The 13,958-nt window shown below is 69.8% G+C and carries 12 protein-coding genes; 7 read left to right on the top strand and 5 right to left on the bottom strand.

Annotation, left to right across the window (positions count from 1 at the left end):
- Window positions 1-150 precede the first annotated feature (150 nt).
- Genes ACGFNH_RS13685 through ACGFNH_RS13670 form a run of 4 tightly spaced genes read left to right on the top strand, consistent with a single transcriptional unit; the run spans window position 151 to window position 3,255 of the window.
- Window positions 151-474, top strand: a complete 324-nt coding sequence (locus ACGFNH_RS13685; protein WP_393653266.1) for a hypothetical protein — start codon at window positions 151-153, stop codon at window positions 472-474.
- Window positions 471-1,598 (top strand): WXG100 family type VII secretion target, encoded by a 1,128-nt coding sequence (locus tag ACGFNH_RS13680; RefSeq protein WP_393653265.1) that lies wholly within the window; start codon window positions 471-473, stop codon window positions 1,596-1,598. The genes ACGFNH_RS13685 and ACGFNH_RS13680 overlap by 4 nt, the downstream gene beginning before the upstream one ends.
- Window positions 1,595-3,040, top strand: coding sequence for a hypothetical protein (locus tag ACGFNH_RS13675; protein WP_393653264.1), 1,446 nt, complete (start codon window positions 1,595-1,597; stop codon window positions 3,038-3,040). The genes ACGFNH_RS13680 and ACGFNH_RS13675 overlap by 4 nt, the downstream gene beginning before the upstream one ends.
- Window positions 3,041-3,090: 50 nt before the next feature.
- Window positions 3,091-3,255 carry a hypothetical protein gene (locus tag ACGFNH_RS13670; protein ID WP_393653263.1) on the top strand — a complete coding sequence of 55 codons (165 nt, stop codon included), beginning with the start codon at window positions 3,091-3,093 and terminating at the stop codon, window positions 3,253-3,255.
- Window positions 3,256-3,774: 519 nt separating this feature from the next.
- Here the strand turns inward: ACGFNH_RS13670 and ACGFNH_RS13665 are convergent.
- The 4 genes from ACGFNH_RS13665 to ACGFNH_RS13650 form a co-directional block, all read right to left on the bottom strand.
- Window positions 3,775-4,650, bottom strand: a complete 876-nt coding sequence (locus ACGFNH_RS13665; protein WP_393653262.1) for a hypothetical protein — start codon at window positions 4,648-4,650, stop codon at window positions 3,775-3,777.
- Window positions 4,647-5,561: an ABC transporter ATP-binding protein gene (locus ACGFNH_RS13660; protein ID WP_393653261.1), complete on the bottom strand. Its 915-nt coding sequence runs from the start codon at window positions 5,559-5,561 to the stop codon at window positions 4,647-4,649. Before ACGFNH_RS13660 ends, ACGFNH_RS13665 begins: the two co-directional genes overlap by 4 nt.
- A gap of 449 nt (window positions 5,562-6,010) precedes the next feature.
- Window positions 6,011-6,436: a hypothetical protein gene (locus ACGFNH_RS13655; protein ID WP_393653260.1), complete on the bottom strand. Its 426-nt coding sequence runs from the start codon at window positions 6,434-6,436 to the stop codon at window positions 6,011-6,013.
- Window positions 6,437-7,003: 567 nt separating this feature from the next.
- On the bottom strand, window positions 7,004-8,329 hold the full coding sequence (locus ACGFNH_RS13650; RefSeq protein ID WP_393653259.1) for a lanthionine synthetase LanC family protein: 1,326 nt from the start codon (window positions 8,327-8,329) through the stop codon (window positions 7,004-7,006).
- A gap of 158 nt (window positions 8,330-8,487) precedes the next feature.
- On the opposite strand from ACGFNH_RS13650, the gene ACGFNH_RS13645 reads away from it, so the two are divergent.
- The 3 genes from ACGFNH_RS13645 to ACGFNH_RS13635 all read left to right on the top strand — a co-directional run bounded on the left by ACGFNH_RS13645 (window position 8,488) and on the right by ACGFNH_RS13635 (window position 11,952).
- On the top strand, window positions 8,488-8,724 hold the full coding sequence (locus ACGFNH_RS13645) for a hypothetical protein (protein ID WP_393653258.1): 237 nt from the start codon (window positions 8,488-8,490) through the stop codon (window positions 8,722-8,724).
- 106 nt (window positions 8,725-8,830) lie between these two features.
- A complete protein-coding gene (locus tag ACGFNH_RS13640) occupies window positions 8,831-9,682 on the top strand; it encodes an RNA polymerase sigma factor (protein ID WP_393653257.1) in 852 nt (283 codons plus the stop codon).
- The gene (locus ACGFNH_RS13635) at window positions 9,679-11,952 is read left to right on the top strand and encodes a M48 family metalloprotease (RefSeq protein WP_393653256.1); all 2,274 of its coding nucleotides are present in this window, start codon (window positions 9,679-9,681) and stop codon (window positions 11,950-11,952) included. The genes ACGFNH_RS13640 and ACGFNH_RS13635 overlap by 4 nt, the downstream gene beginning before the upstream one ends.
- 99 nt (window positions 11,953-12,051) lie before the next feature.
- Here ACGFNH_RS13635 and ggt read toward each other — a convergent pair whose 3' ends face one another.
- The gene (gene ggt, locus ACGFNH_RS13630) at window positions 12,052-13,869 is read right to left on the bottom strand and encodes a gamma-glutamyltransferase (RefSeq protein WP_393653255.1); all 1,818 of its coding nucleotides are present in this window, start codon (window positions 13,867-13,869) and stop codon (window positions 12,052-12,054) included.
- Window positions 13,870-13,958: the final 89 nt, after the last annotated feature.

The raw sequence follows: 13,958 nt of genomic DNA, 5'->3' as shown, positions 1-13,958 counted from the left end.
CCAGCCCTTCCCATGTGGCGAAAGGCGGCCCGGGGCATCCGCTCCTTGGTGGCACCGACTATGGTCCCTACAGCGCCGGCCTCATCCACACAGCACGCCAACCGGCGTCAGCAGCTGGCTCGACATCCTGCCCCGGGAATTAGGTACTTCATGCCCAAAGATTTCTACATCGATCCTCCAGAGCTCACGAAGCTCGCCGGTGCTTTTGATTCTCGGGCCTATGACCTCACCAGCGCCATCAAGGACTTCCGCAGCCAGACCGATGCGGAACAGATCCATGACGGATTCGGATTCTTGACGGAGTCCGAAGATGTGACCTCCGCCTACATTGAACTCGCTTCGGACGTAGCCACTTCGCTGGACAATCTGGCCCGGCATTTCGATGAAATCGGTCAGTCACTCAAGGACAACGCCAAGAACTCGGAAGCCGCGGACGAAGCCCTGGAGGGAATCTTCAAAGGGGAACGGGCATGAGCGAGGGTGTGGCAGAACAGGTCTACGAAGCCGGTATCGAGTTGGTCAACCCTGGCGGGCGGCCCGACGTGCTGCGCGCAGCGGCCAAGGGCTGGCGGGACATGAGTGACGCGCTCGAGGAGGCGTACCGCGCCGTCGACAAGCAAGTGGAGATGAAGCTCGGCGAGCATTGGCGAGGAGACTCGGCCGATGCCTTCTCCGCGCACTGGACGAAGGTCGGCAATGCGGTCCGTGAGACCGTCCCCCTCTTTGAGGAAGCGGCCAAGGGCCTGGACGAAGCCGCCAAGAACATCGAGGAGATCAACGACCAGATCCACCAGATCTATGTGGAGATCGGAGTGTCGATCGGGGCGTCTGTCGCTCTCTCCTTCGTCACTCTGGGGTTCTCGGCGGCTGCCGGCGCCGCCAACGCCGCACGGCTGGCACTGCAGGCTGCAAACGCTGCTTCGAAATTGGGCAAGCTGCTCAGCATGGCCGCCCGCATGTTTCGCGGCATTCGAACGTTCGCACGCGCCGGCAAGTTGCAACGTTTGACTGTGGAACTGGGGGTGCAGTGGGCTGCCGGTACCGGCACCGGTATCGCTACGAGCCTTGCCACGAAGGGTGAGTTCGAACTCGGGAACAACATGGCCAACGGCGCCTTCGGCGCACTGGGCGGAAAGTACATCGCCGGCCCTCTGACGGAAAGACTCGGAGGCGGCCTGGTGGGCAGTGCGACCGGAGGGGCCACCGCGGGTGCTGCAGCATCTCTGGCGGGGGACACCGTGAACAACCTGCGGAACGGCGAGAAGTTCGACGCTTCTCAAATGGCCCTTGGAGCAGCGTTCGGTGGTCTCACCTCAGGATCCGGCAGCGCGGCAGTCCATCGCGCAACGGATGGTCAGGCATTCTCCGGCGCTCGCGGCATGGCCGGCGACGTCGCGACCAATGCCCCGATCAGCGTCGGCCTCGGCATCGAAGGCAACATCGTCAAAGAGATCGACGCAGTGGTGTATGGCGATCCCAATGCCGAGGCGCCCGAAGACAAACCCGGATCCGCATCCGAGGCACGCAAGGAAGCCGAAGGGGAAGCTAAGGATCTGCAGAGCCGACCGGATCCCCGGAAGTACGGAGCGTTCGGATGAGTCGTGACCGGTTCGAGAAGGCGGGCCACGAAAAGAGCGAAGACACCCGCTCGGTCGGGGCGGCATGGAGTCGAAGCGGCCGATTCGTCGCCGTTGTAGCGCCCACCGCGCTTGTAGTCATGACCGCTGCATGGCTCTTCCTCGGTTCCACCCGGCTCCGCGAGTTCGTGGTGTTGTTCTGCCTGGTGTGTCTCGGCGTGTGCGTTCTGGCGGTGGGAACAGCGGCGGTACGCGCCGGAAGTCTGTCCCGTGCCAAGTCCTACGAGTTCGCGGCGCAGGCAGCGTCGGTCACCCGGGGGCATGTCCAGGGTGCGGCCCCCTCGCGGCTGGCCGGGGGTCGGCACAAGGCGATCCGCAGTGCGGCCGTTCTCGTGTCCGTTCCCGCGCTACTGGCCTTGTGGATTGCTCTCGGGGTTGCCGACCCTCATTACCCCGAGAAGAACGCCGCGCTGGTCGAGGCCGGGGTGACGATAGAACAGCGCCCCATCGTCACGGTCGAGAACGAAGAGGTCCAAGGGCACGGGCGACGATCGGGCGCCACAGCCGAGTACGGCGTTCTGCTCCCCGCGGCCGGAGGCGGGAAGCCCAGCGTTCCGGCCACCTTCACCGCGGACGTCTACCGTCGGCACAGCGTTGGCAGTGACCTCTTCGTGGCGTACGCGCCGGACCGCCCGGAGTTGGGAGCGGTCGGCGACGACCAGCGGCCGGAGGTCGAGCGGCTGTTGGCCGGGAGAGCTGTCGAGGCCGCCACGGCATGGACGATTGCCGCATTCGGACTTCTTGTAACGCTTGCACTGCTCATCGGCTGGTGGGTGCAGAGCCGTACGCGACGCCCGTCACGCTCCGTCGACTCCGGGTGGGTAGCCTTCCGCGTCACCCTCACGGGCGCAGGGAAGCATGTCGATTCCCCACCGGCCGAGGGCACGGGCCCCGCTGCAGAGCGTAAGCGCCGGGAGAACACCCGTCAGCTGCCCTGCCTGTTCCTGGGTGTGGAGGGCTCCGAGTACCGGCTGCCCTTCCACTCCCAGATGTCCACCCAGCACGCGGCTGCCGCTCTCTCGGGTGCGCGGGGCTGGCTGCTGTGGCACCCCGATCAGCGCCGCAGCAAGGACGTTCTTGCGGAGTTCGTCGGCGACGACGGCTGGCAATTGCCCGGCGCGGTACCGACGCAGGCGGCTGACCAAGCCGCCCATGACATTCCGAACAAATCGGCTCACCCTGATCCGGAGAGGCGTGTCGAACTTCTCGACTTCGGCGCGGGCTGGGCCACCACCGTATCGAAACCAGTGCTGGCGGGACTGATGATCGCACTGGGGTGCATGAGCGTTCTGTTGCTCGCGCACGACAACGGTGCATGGCGGGCCTGGGTTGCAGCTGCAGGCTTCCTGGCTCCGGCAATTGCAGCAGCCACGAGCCGCCGTCGCGCCGATCCCGCACGCTGAGAACAGCGGGAGCCACAGGAGGCTCACCGCGCCTCGGTGGTCAGACAAGTATGACCCCAACAGCCGAGGCCCGGATTCCCCGGCTGGACAGTGTCGACCTGGTGGTGTTCCTCCGGACGGACGTGTTCGAGCTGTACGACAGCCAGGAGAAGAACAAGCTAGTCTCCCGGTCCCTCGAGCTCGCCTGGTCCGAAGAGGACTGGCTGGAGTGCTGATCCGCAGGGTTCGCCAACGAACCGTCCGGCCGGCTCGCCCGCCGGCTTCGCGTCGCCAATGAAGATATCGAGGCGACACGGGTGTAGTCGGAATCCGAGCCAGGCCAGGGTGTGCAGCAGGGTGACCGTGACGGTGTACGGCAGTTGGCGCGGCCGTACTTGCTGATCCGGGACCACATGGCGTCGGCCGTGGCCATGGTGGGCAGCACTAGGGCCAGGCCCCTGGTGCCGGGCGCATGAAGCGTTCGGTAGGCAGGGCAGATCCGGCCTCGCCTTCGCCGGGCGGTGCGGTGATCGGCAGGATCCGCGGGTCGTTCTCCGCCAGGGCCGACAGGTGCCTGAAGGGACCGGACCGGAACACTCGCCCCGCTTCTCAAAGCCTGGCCTGTGTGCCGGGCTCTGCGCCGCTCAAATCCAGCGAAGAGCCTCGATTCCCCGGGCAAGTCGCACAGGTCGGCTCGCACAGTCCCCGACCCGGTCGCACAGCCCCCGAATCGGTCGCAGAGTCCCCGAATCTGCTCAGCGCCCTGCGGCGTCCCGTCGGCAGTAGGCCCAACGCCCCGCCGCCGTGATCAGCACGGCGTACAGGCAGAACACCGCCGTCGCCGTCGGCGTGGACAGGTGCGATCCGACCAGCGCCTGCGCGAAGGGCCGGTCGTCGGCCGGGTAGGCGGATACATCGGTGAGCATGGCCCTGCCTGCCGCGAATGGCAGCCAGTCACCCACGCCGTTCAGGCCCGGCACGTACCCGAGCAGACCTCCCACGATGCGCTCACCGATCAGCGGCCACATGCACAGGATCAGTACCGGAACGATCCGGCTGCGGACCAGGGCCACCAGCGCCAGGCACAGCAGTGCCCAGCAGCCCACCCACACGACGAAACGGAGGGCCGGCACCAGAACTCCGGCCCACGCAGGCTGAGGTGCTCCCGCCACCGCCAGGACGAGTGCGGAGGAGAGGCCGCCCAGCAGCGCGCTACCGGCGGCCACGCCGGCCCCGACCAGGAAGCCGACCACACACTTCGCCGCGTAGGCGGTGCTCCGTCCGTTCGATGCCAGCCACGTGGTGCGGGCGGCTCCCCTGACCAGATCGGTCGAGACGGGTCCGGTGCCGAGGACCAGCATGAAGAAGCAGAGGGCCGGGACCTGGGTCGCCAACGGGGTCCACGCGATGACATCGGCCATCGCCGCCGAACCGACCGCGTGATTCCTGTCGAGGTCGAGCAGGACCGTGATGCCCGTGAGGAGACTCAGGACCGCCACCACGCCGAGCAGCGCCCAGGTCGACCGGAGTCCTGTCAGATGCCGCCACTCGTACCGGCAGGCCCTGCGGAACGCTTCGGCAGGGGCGACGACCACCGGGGTCCTCATCGCCGACGTCGCTGATGGCCTCACGAGATCTTGAACTCCTCTTCCGCAATGCCCAGGTAGAAGTCCTCCAGGGACGGCCCTTCCTCGTGCAGCCAGTACAGCGGCACCCCGCTCTCCGAGGCGAGGGTGCCGATCTGTATCCGGTCCAGGCCTTGGACGTTCGCGCACTGACCGCCGGTGGGCGCGAGCAGCCCGCCCCGCGCCTCGACCAGAGCGGCCAGCTTCGGCAGATCCGGCGTCTGCACGGTCACCACCCGCCGGCTGGCCGCGTCGGCCAGCAACTCGGCCATCGGCGAAGCGGCGACGACCCGGCCACGCGACAGCACCACCACGCGGTCGGCAAGCTGCTCCATCTCACCCAGGAGATGACTGGACACCAGGACCGCCCGGCCCTGATCGGCCTGGGCCCGGAGGAAGTCGCGCAGCCAGCGGATCGCGTGGGGGTCGAGCCCGTTCGCCGGTTCGTCGAGAATCAGCGCGGGCGGATCGCCCACGAGGGCCTGTGCGATGGCCACACGCTGCGACATTCCCAACGACAGCTGCTCGAGCCGTAGATGGGCCGCTTCGGTCAGTCCGACGGTTTCCAGCAGCTCGTCGACGCGCCGGTCCGGGGCTGCGGAACCGGCGGCCACCATCCGCAGATGGGTACGCACGCGATGCTTCGGATGCCCGGCCACGCCTCCGAGGACCGCCCCGACGACTGTCCCGGGCGCACCCCACTCGTGCAGCCGGCGTCCGAGGAAGAGGGTCCTGCCCTCACCTCGCAGCAGGCCGAGCATCAGCTGGAACGTGGTGGACTTCCCCGCCCCGTTCGCGCCGACGAAGCCTGTCACCTCGCCGGCGTGGAGGGTCAGCGAGACGTTGTCCAGAACCCGCTTGGGACCGAAGGACCGGCCGAGGCTCTGCGCCTCGACGAGCACGTCGCCCTTTTCCACGCGCGCTTCCTCTCGGGAGTTCGATAGCCGAAACAGCCGCCGTAAAGGGACAGCCCTTAGTGCCTCACGAGGGCAATCAACTGCCAGGCCAGTACCGCGTGCACGAGAATGCATGTACCCCATGCCCCCGGTCCGCGCGTCCCATAACGGAATACCGTCGTCCATCCTGCCGCGACCAAAAGGACGGACAGGGCGCAGAACACCCAGGAAATGAAGAGCCATGGAGTGGAAAGCTCCGTGAGGAGCCTGATCAGCGCCAATGGCACAAGCGCCAGAAGAGGCACGGCCCATGTGCCTTCGGTGGCCGTGCGGGGAATGCTGGTATCGGTCATCTGGAACGCTCCGTGTCGCCGTATCGCCATGTACCGGTGGCCGGTTGGGTCTGTCCGGGCAGACCCAACCGACGCCGGTTCAATCAGAGGGCCGCAAGTACTTCGGCCCGGCCGTCGTCAGCGGAGGGCGTTGTAGATCTCAAGGAGCGTCAGGCCCGGAGAGACGGCCGCGAGAGGGGCCCTGACCCACCAGGACAGGCCGTCGTACCACTTCTTGAAGTCGCTGAACTTACCGCCGATGGCCTTGGCGAAGCCGCCGACCCTGCTGAAGGCGGCCTTGATGGCGCTCCACTTGCTGGCGGCCGAGAGCTTGCCGGTGACAATCTTGTTCATCTCGGTCCGCTCGGCGGCCGAAAGCTCGGCAGCCAGCGGGCTCGCCAGCAAGGCGCGCGCGGCCTGCTGAGCCTGGGCCTGCTGCGTGGCCGAGACGGCGTGGGGAACGGCCGCAGGGGCCTGGTGCGCCTGGGCCAGACCGGCGCCACCGCCGATGGCGATGGCGGTGACAGCCGAGACAGCCGCCATCCGCAGCGTATTGCGGTTCATGTAGAATCTCCCTTGCGTGAAAATCGCAAGGGGGAGGAAGCCCGAACGGGCGACCTGAACAGGCGTGGAAACCAAAGGTCCCCCCGGACTTCTTCCCCCGATTACCGCACCGTTCGGATCCTGGCGAGTGGTCAGATCACACAGAGGAACTGAATCTCTCGCCCTCCAACCCGGTTGGTCGGCCGGGTCGTTCGGTGCGACAGGAACATAACATGAGTTCAGATCACTTGGCCAACAATGATCTTCCCTGCCGGTAACTCGCCGTTCTTGCCTGCGGTTAGATCGCGGGGCAGCGGGCCAGGGAATCCGAGGGCAGATCGTTCAATGCGATACCCGGAGACCTGTCAGTTTTGAACTGCGGTCGACAAAGGGGAGTTGTCTCCGTCATCGGCGTCGACGGAGGTACACCCACTTCGCCCATCCACGGCCGCGTCTTGGCGGTCACCCGGCACGCCCTTACGCCGTCCTTGGCGAACCGGGCGGTGCCCTTGCGGAGTTCGTCGGCGGTGATCGGGCGGTGGACGTCGACGAACATCCGGCGGGCCCGGGCCGCATGCCCGGCCGGCATCACGAGGAGGTACTGCGCAGGTGCGCCGGTACTGCCCACCACTGGTCCGGGCGGTCCACCACCGGTGCGTTCGGACCGGTCTCGACGAACCGGCTCAGGCGCAGGAGGAAGGCCGCGATACCCGCCGCGCCCTGCATCCATGATGTGCCCGGCGGCAGGAGCGGTGCCTCCTTGCGGTGTTCCAGGAAACGCCAACGGGCGCCCGCCTCGTCCTGGATCGTCCGCTCCACCAGCGCGTCACCCATCCTCCGCGCAGCCTGCACGAGGCGCTCCGCCCATGGCCCCTCCTCGCAGTCCTGCGCGGCGTCCAGAAGTACGTCCCCCACTCCCGCCGTTCCACAGCAGCGGCCGTCGTTGTCCCAGAAGCCGGGCCGCAGGCGTTCGGGAACTCCCGATGTGAGGATCGAGGTCAGGCAGCGGTGCCGTAGCTCGCCGACCTCCTGCCCCGCCACCTTTGCCACACCCGCGTGCGACAGCGCCGCGAAAAGGTGCGAGGTGCCCGCCGGGCCGTGGCACCACGTGTACGTCACCGGCTCCACCTCCCGCTTGGACGGCGGGATCGTGTGCGGAACGATGAAGCCGTTGCTCTCCAAGGAACCGACGAACAGCAGGTGCTGGGCTCCCCGTACCGCAGCCTCGACGAAGTCCTCTCGGCCGAGCGCCGCACCCGCTACTGCCAGTGCCGCGGCAACCCCGGCCGTGCCGTGCGAGTAATTCGGCATCCTCGACTCCGAACCCGGCGCCATCCCCCAATCAAGGCCGCCCTCCGTACGGTCAGCGGCTCGCAACAGGGCCTCGCCGCCCGTGGCCGCGATCCTCTCCGCGAACTCGCCACCCGCCCAGACGGCCGTCAGCACCACACCCGAGGTGCCCATCACGAGGTCGTTCAACGGCGCATCGGAATCCGGTTCGAACTCGTGGGTGGTCTTCCAGCCTTCACCGGTCGCCAGCTCCGCCACCCGCTTCAGCGCCACCGATTCCGCACCCGGGGCCAGCAGTTTCAGCGCCATCGCGTCGCCTGCCAGACCTTCGTACAGCGACGCTTCCCTTCTGTCCTCGGCCTCTTCCGAAAGCCGGGTCACGATCCCTGCCGCCAGGGCCTGTTCCCTGTCGCTCAGCTGCCGGTTCTGCGCGATCTCCGCCAACACCGGGGCCAGGCCGGCAATACCGGCGTAGAGCGTGTCACGGTCCTTCGCCGGTGCCATGGCCTGGCCGTCCTCCGGTACCGACTCGGGCAACCACGGGCCCTCGTCCTCACGTACCTGACTGAGCACCCACGACCAGGCGGCCTCGCCAAGCTCCCCATACGCGTCGTACGTCACCATCCGGCCACGCTACCGGCCACCGATGGCCGGCAGCCGTGACACCACAGTCCTGCCGGGACCGCCCCCGGGATTTTTTGGAAACGACGGTGAACACATCGGCCGCGTAAGCCTGTTACCGGGTGTGGACCCGAAGCGAACGAAAGGCAGGGGGTGACGTGATGGTGGCCGACTCGGTGATCGTCGCCGTTGTGCTCTCCGTGGCCGCGGCCGTGCCCAGAGTCGTGCTCTTCTGGCTGATGTCGAGGGAGCGGACGCGTATCTTTTCCCTTGCGCTGCACGCAGGGCGCACCGATGTCGTCATGGAGCACAGCGGCCCGGAGAGCGCCCGGCTGGACTTGCGGGCGGGGTGCGCGGAGCGAGGGGGATGCGGTGACGACCGAGTCGACCGGAGCTGATGACGCCGGTGGGAAGGCCGGTGGGAAGAGGGCGCTCCTTCACGTCGTTGGTGAGCAGCCCGAACCCGAGGAGTTCGGCACATTCTTCGAACGTTCCTTTCCCGGCATGCTGGCGCGAGCCCTCGTCCTGTGCGGACACCGGCAGGACGCCGAGGACGCGGTGCAGGAGGCGTACGCGGAGGCCTTCCGCCGATGGGACCGATTACGCACCTACGACGCCCCCGACGCCTGGGTCTTCCGGGTCGTCCGGCAGCGGTTGTCGGCCGTCTCCCGGCGCCGGGCCCGCTGGCGCCCCGCCGAGCTGGACGCCGTACCGCACCCGCCCGCGGCCGCCGTGGAGCGGACCGTCGAGGCGCGCGCCGTTCTGACCGCGCTCGCCGCCCTGCCGCAGCGGCAGCGCACGATCGTGGTCCTGCACTGCCTCCAGGGCATGTCGCAGGAGGCCATCGCGCGAGAGCTGGGGCTGAGCCGCGGCGGCGTCGCGGCCAGCCTGTTCAAGGGCCGCAAGAGGCTGGAGAAGGTGCTGGGCATGCCGGAGAGGGGAACCGGCGGTGCCGGTGAACGGGCCCGTGGCCACGACGCGTTGGTGGGTCCGGGAGCGCCCCGGGCACGGCTCGCCGCCGGGACGCCGGGTCCCGGTGATCCGCGGTACGAACCGTCCGGGCTCCCCGAACCGTCCGAGTTCTCCGAGCTGTCCGAGCTGCTGCGCCGGACGGAGGTCTGGCTCCGCGGTGGATTCACGGCGGAGCGGCGGACGTTGGAGCGGATCCGCGACGCGGTGACGGCGGAGGAGCGGGACGGGGCGCCGGGCCGTACGGGCGGGGGCGACACGGACCGTACGAGCAAGGGCGAGGAGCCGGGCCGTACGAGCCAGGGTGGAGCGGACCGTACGAGCTACGGTCGACCGGGCCGTACGAGCCACGGTCGACCTGGCGACGCTCAGGGCGGTGACGCGTGAGCGCGGCCCTGCGGGCGCTGCTCGCGCTGGCCCTGGTGGCGGGCTTCTATGTGCTGGCCTGGACGATCGTCCTCGTCTACCTCGCCTTGGCCCTCCTCACGCTCTACCTGGTGTTCAGCTCGGGCGAGCCGTTGTCGTCGCCCACGCCGCTCTACCTCGTGGCGTTCGGCGCCCCCGCGGTCGTCGCGGTCGTACGGGGACTGTTCACGGGCGGCGCCACTCCCGACGCGGAACCGGGCTCGGTGCGGGTGAGCCGGAGGCAGGCCCCCGAACTGTGGCGGACCGTCACGGAACTCGCCGAGCGGGTCGGGGCCCCCGCCCCCACGGATATCCGGCTCACCCTGGACGTCAACGCCGCGGTCAGCGAGGAGACCCGGTTCGGCTTCGGGGTCGCGCAGCGGCGGATGTACATCGGGGTGCCGCTGCTGGCGGGCCTGCGCGCCGACCAGATGCGGGCGGTGCTCTGCCACGAACTGGGCCACTACGCGCGCCGCCACACCCGGTTCGGCGCCACGGTCTACCGCGGCTCGGCCGCCCTCGACACCACTCTGCGCGGTATCGCGAAGGCGGCGGCCGGCAACCGGATGGTCGCGGCCTACTCCGGCCTCCAGTTCCGTGTGCTGTCGGCGTACGCGTGGCTGTACGACGCCGCGTCGTTCGCCGTACGCCGCCGCCAGGAGTTCGAGGCGGATGCGGCAGCGGCGGCGGTCGTGGGCAAGGAGGCGACGGCCGAAGCCCTGTCGCTGGTGCACACACTGGGCGCGGCGTGGGAGGACTTCCGCGCCCGGTTCCTCGATCCCATGCGCGACATCGGCCGCGTACCGGACGATCCGCTGCGCGCGTTCGGGCTGATGGTTACCGACCCCGACTACGAGGCGGCGCTCGCGCGGAGCCACCGCGCACTGCCCGAGCGGGCCAGGTCGCGGTTCGACTCGCACCCTCCGTTGCGGCGGCGCCTCGCCGCCCTGGACCGCTGTGCCGGGGGCCCGGCCGTACGCGACCGTTCGCCCGCGCTGACCCTGCTGGGCGGAGCCTCGGGGACCGTTCCGGAGGGCGTGTGGTCGGCGCTGGTGCGCGGTGAAGGCGGCGTGCGACTGGAACACCGGCCGTGGCAGGACTGGATCGACGAAGCCGCGGAGCTCCAAGTGATACGCGCCATCGAGGAGTTGGGCGAGCCGGCCGGTCTCATCGGCGGGTCCGGCAGGACGTCGGGCAGGACGTGGGGCCGAACGTCGGACGCGACCGCCGACGGCGCGTCCCGCGGGGCGTCCGGCGGAATGGCAGGCGGTGCGGCCGGCGCTCCGGGAGGCGCGGGAACGCCGACGCTCGGCGACCTGCTCGATCTGCTCGAATCCGGGCGCGGCTCCGAACTGGCGGACGCCCTCCGCGATACGCGCTGGGGCGCGCGGCAGTGGGGCGGCTTGGGCAAGGAGCAATTGTTCACCGCCGTTTGGGCCCAAGTGGGGCAGGGGCTCGTCACGGCGGACCGGGCGAGCTGGAGCGTCGAGTGGACCGGCCCGGGCCGGCTCGTCACGCTGGACTCGGACGCGGCGGAGCTCTACGCGCGCGTGCGCTCCGCGGTCGAACGGCCCTCCGAGATCCCCGCGCTCCGCTTCCATCTCGTGCTCTGCGGGATCAACACCGGCGTCCCGCTGGACGGGGTCGGCCAGGCCTCCGCACTGCGGGTGCCCCCGCGACCGGTCGGCTCGCCACCCGACGCCGCGGCGCGGAAGGGCACGGTCAATGTCGCCGCCCTCACGGCGGTCATCGTCATCGGCCTGATCTTCTTCGCGGGCTTCATGAAGGAGGACCAGCCGTCACCGGGACCGTCGGCGGTCCGGCCCGTGGACGGCCCCGCACTGGGCCTGCCGACGCCGGCGTTCCCGACCCCGGCCGATTCCGCCCCGGGCGGGGCGATCCCGCAGCCGGCGCTCCCGACGCCCTCGGGTCTCGCGGCGTCTCCGGCCCCGCGCCTCTCCCCACCGGTCGGCGGCAGTGTCGCCCCGGGCCTCCCCTCCGGCCATCCGCATTCGACCTGCGGCCCGACGGACCTGTCGTACGGCGGGAGGTGTCTTCCCGTCCTGGGCCTCCGGCCGAAGCACGTCGTCACGGTCCACCCCGGCGACACGCTCTCCTCGGTGGCGTGCCGGTACGGAAGTTCGGTGGCCGAACTGGTCCGGATGAACCGCCTGAAGACCACCGAACTCCGGGTGGGCCAACAGCTCACCGTCCCGGGCCTGGCGGGGATCACCCGCACGGGATGCGGGTGACCACACCTTGCGCAGGGCCTGCGGCGGATCCGCACAGGAGCGGGATGAGCCGCAGGCCACGGGCCACGGACCACAGGCCGCGGACCACTTGCCGGGCCCCTACGGCCGCCCCGTCGGGTGCACCACCATCGCCGAGCCGCCGCCCCGGCGGGTCTTCTCCGTGGCCGCGAGCCAGCGGCCGTCGGGGAGACGCTGGATGCCGGTGGCCGCGCCGATCTCCGGGGTCTGCTTGAACGCATGGCCCAGGGCTTCGAGTTCACCGCGTACCGGGCTGTTCCACAGGCCCGGCTCCATCTCCGTGGTGGCAGCGTTGCGCTGGCTGACGCGCGGTGCGGCGATGGCGTCGACCAGCGGAAGGCCGCGGTCCAGGTGACCGGTCAGGGTCTGCAGGACCGTGGTGATGATCGTCGCGCCGCCCGGCGAGCCGAGGGCCACCACGGGCCGCCCGTCGTCGAGCACGATCGTCGGCGACATCGACGAGCGCGGCCGCTTGCCCGGACCGGGCAGGTTCGGGTCGTGGACCGCCGGGTCGGCGGGGGCGAAGGAGAAGTCGGTCAGCTCGTTGTTGAGCAGGAATCCGCGTCCGGGGACCGTGATGCCGCTGCCGCCGGTCTGCTCGATGGTGAGGGTGTACGCGACGACGTTGCCCCACTTGTCGGAGGCGGTCAGATGCGTGGTGCTGTCGCCCTCGTACGTGGTGGGCGCCGCCTTGTCGCCCGCCTTGCAGTCCGCCGGGTTCCGCGGGTCACCGGGGGCGACCGGACTCTTCAGTACCGCGTCGTCGCTGATGAGGCAGGCGCGGGAGTCGGCGAAGCGCTGTGAGAGCAGCCCCTTCGTCGGGACGTCCTCGTGCGCCGGGTCGCCGACCCAGCGGCCGCGGTCGGCGAAGGCGATACGGCTCGCCTCGATGAAGCGGTGCAGATACCGCGCCCGGCTCAGCTCGGAGAGGTCGCTGTTCTCCAGCATGTTGAGCGCTTCGGCGACCGTGGTCCCGCCCGAGGACGAGGGCGCCATCCCGTACACGTCGAGCCCTCGGTACGCGGTCCGCGACGGTGCCTGGTGCTTCACGCGGTACGCGCGAAGGTCCTTCTCCCGCAGATCACCGGGGCGTGCCACGCGTTCCGAGGCGGGATCGACCGGGGGCTTGCGGACCGTGTCGACGATGTCGCGGGCCATCGGGCCGGCGTAGACCGCGCCGGCACCCTTCTCGGCGAGCGTGGCGTAGGTCTTCGCCAGATCGGGGTTCTTGAACGTGGTGCCGACCTCCGGCAGCCGGCCGCCGGGCAGGAAGAGTTCGGCGGAGGCGGGGAAGTCGCGGAAGCGGGCCTCGTTGTCCGCGGTCTGCTGCCGGAAGGTGGCGTCGACCGTGAAGCCGTCGCGGGCGAGCCGTTCGGCGGGCTTCAGCACCTGGCCCAGGGGCTTGGTGCCCCAGGCGTCCAGCGCCGCGTCCCAGGTGGCGGGCGTGCCGGGGGTGCCGACGCTCAGCCCGCTGGTGACGGCGTCGGCGAACGGGATCGGCTTGCCGTTCTCGAGGAAGAGGTCCTTGTCCGCACCGAGCGGTGCCCTCTCGCGGCCGTCGATGGTCCGGACGGTGCGCTGCTTGGCGTCGTAGTAGACGAAGTAGCCCCCGCCGCCGACCCCGGCCGAGTACGGCTCGGTGACGCCGAGCGCGGCGGCGGTGGCGACGGCGGCGTCCACCGCGTTGCCTCCGCGCCGCAGCACCTCGATGCCGGCGGCCGAGGCGTCCGGGTCCACGCTCGCGACCGCGCCGCCGTGGCCCACCGCGACGGGGGACTTGGGCTGCGTACCGGCCTGGCCGGGGACCGGTGGCGAGGAGGGCGCGGCCGCGGCGGCCATGGAGACGACGGCCGCTCCGGCGGCCAGCAGCGACAGACTCCGGACGGCGGATCGACGCATGGGACCTCCATGTGAGCGCTGTGGGGCCGCAGCCTATCCCGGGGGCCGCGGGCCGTCAGCAGCGTCTTCCCTCTCGAACAGGCTGCATG

It is taken from the genome of Streptomyces sp. NPDC048639, from assembly GCF_043199075.1.
Taxonomy (GTDB): Bacteria; Actinomycetota; Actinomycetes; order Streptomycetales; family Streptomycetaceae; genus Streptomyces.
Note: the sequence above shows the minus strand (reverse complement) of the source record. Positions and strands in the feature narration are given on the sequence as shown.

Bases quoted from the DNA above. Each gene is read 5' to 3' on its own strand.
- ACGFNH_RS13655 (WP_393653260.1), bottom strand. From the start codon at position 6,436: ATGAACCGCAATACGCTGCGGATGGCGGCTGTCTCGGCTGTCACCGCC.
- ACGFNH_RS13650 (WP_393653259.1), bottom strand. From the start codon at position 8,329: ATGGTGACGTACGACGCGTATGGGGAGCTTGGCGAGGCCGCCTGGTCG.
- ACGFNH_RS13645 (WP_393653258.1), top strand. From the start codon at position 8,488: ATGGTGGCCGACTCGGTGATCGTCGCCGTTGTGCTCTCCGTGGCCGCG.
- ACGFNH_RS13640 (WP_393653257.1), top strand. From the start codon at position 8,831: ATGCTGGCGCGAGCCCTCGTCCTGTGCGGACACCGGCAGGACGCCGAG.
- ACGFNH_RS13680 (WP_393653265.1), top strand. From the start codon at position 471: ATGAGCGAGGGTGTGGCAGAACAGGTCTACGAAGCCGGTATCGAGTTG.
- ggt (WP_393653255.1), bottom strand. From the start codon at position 13,869: ATGCGTCGATCCGCCGTCCGGAGTCTGTCGCTGCTGGCCGCCGGAGCG.
- ACGFNH_RS13670 (WP_393653263.1), top strand. From the start codon at position 3,091: ATGACCCCAACAGCCGAGGCCCGGATTCCCCGGCTGGACAGTGTCGAC.
- ACGFNH_RS13685 (WP_393653266.1), top strand. From the start codon at position 151: ATGCCCAAAGATTTCTACATCGATCCTCCAGAGCTCACGAAGCTCGCC.
- ACGFNH_RS13675 (WP_393653264.1), top strand. From the start codon at position 1,595: ATGAGTCGTGACCGGTTCGAGAAGGCGGGCCACGAAAAGAGCGAAGAC.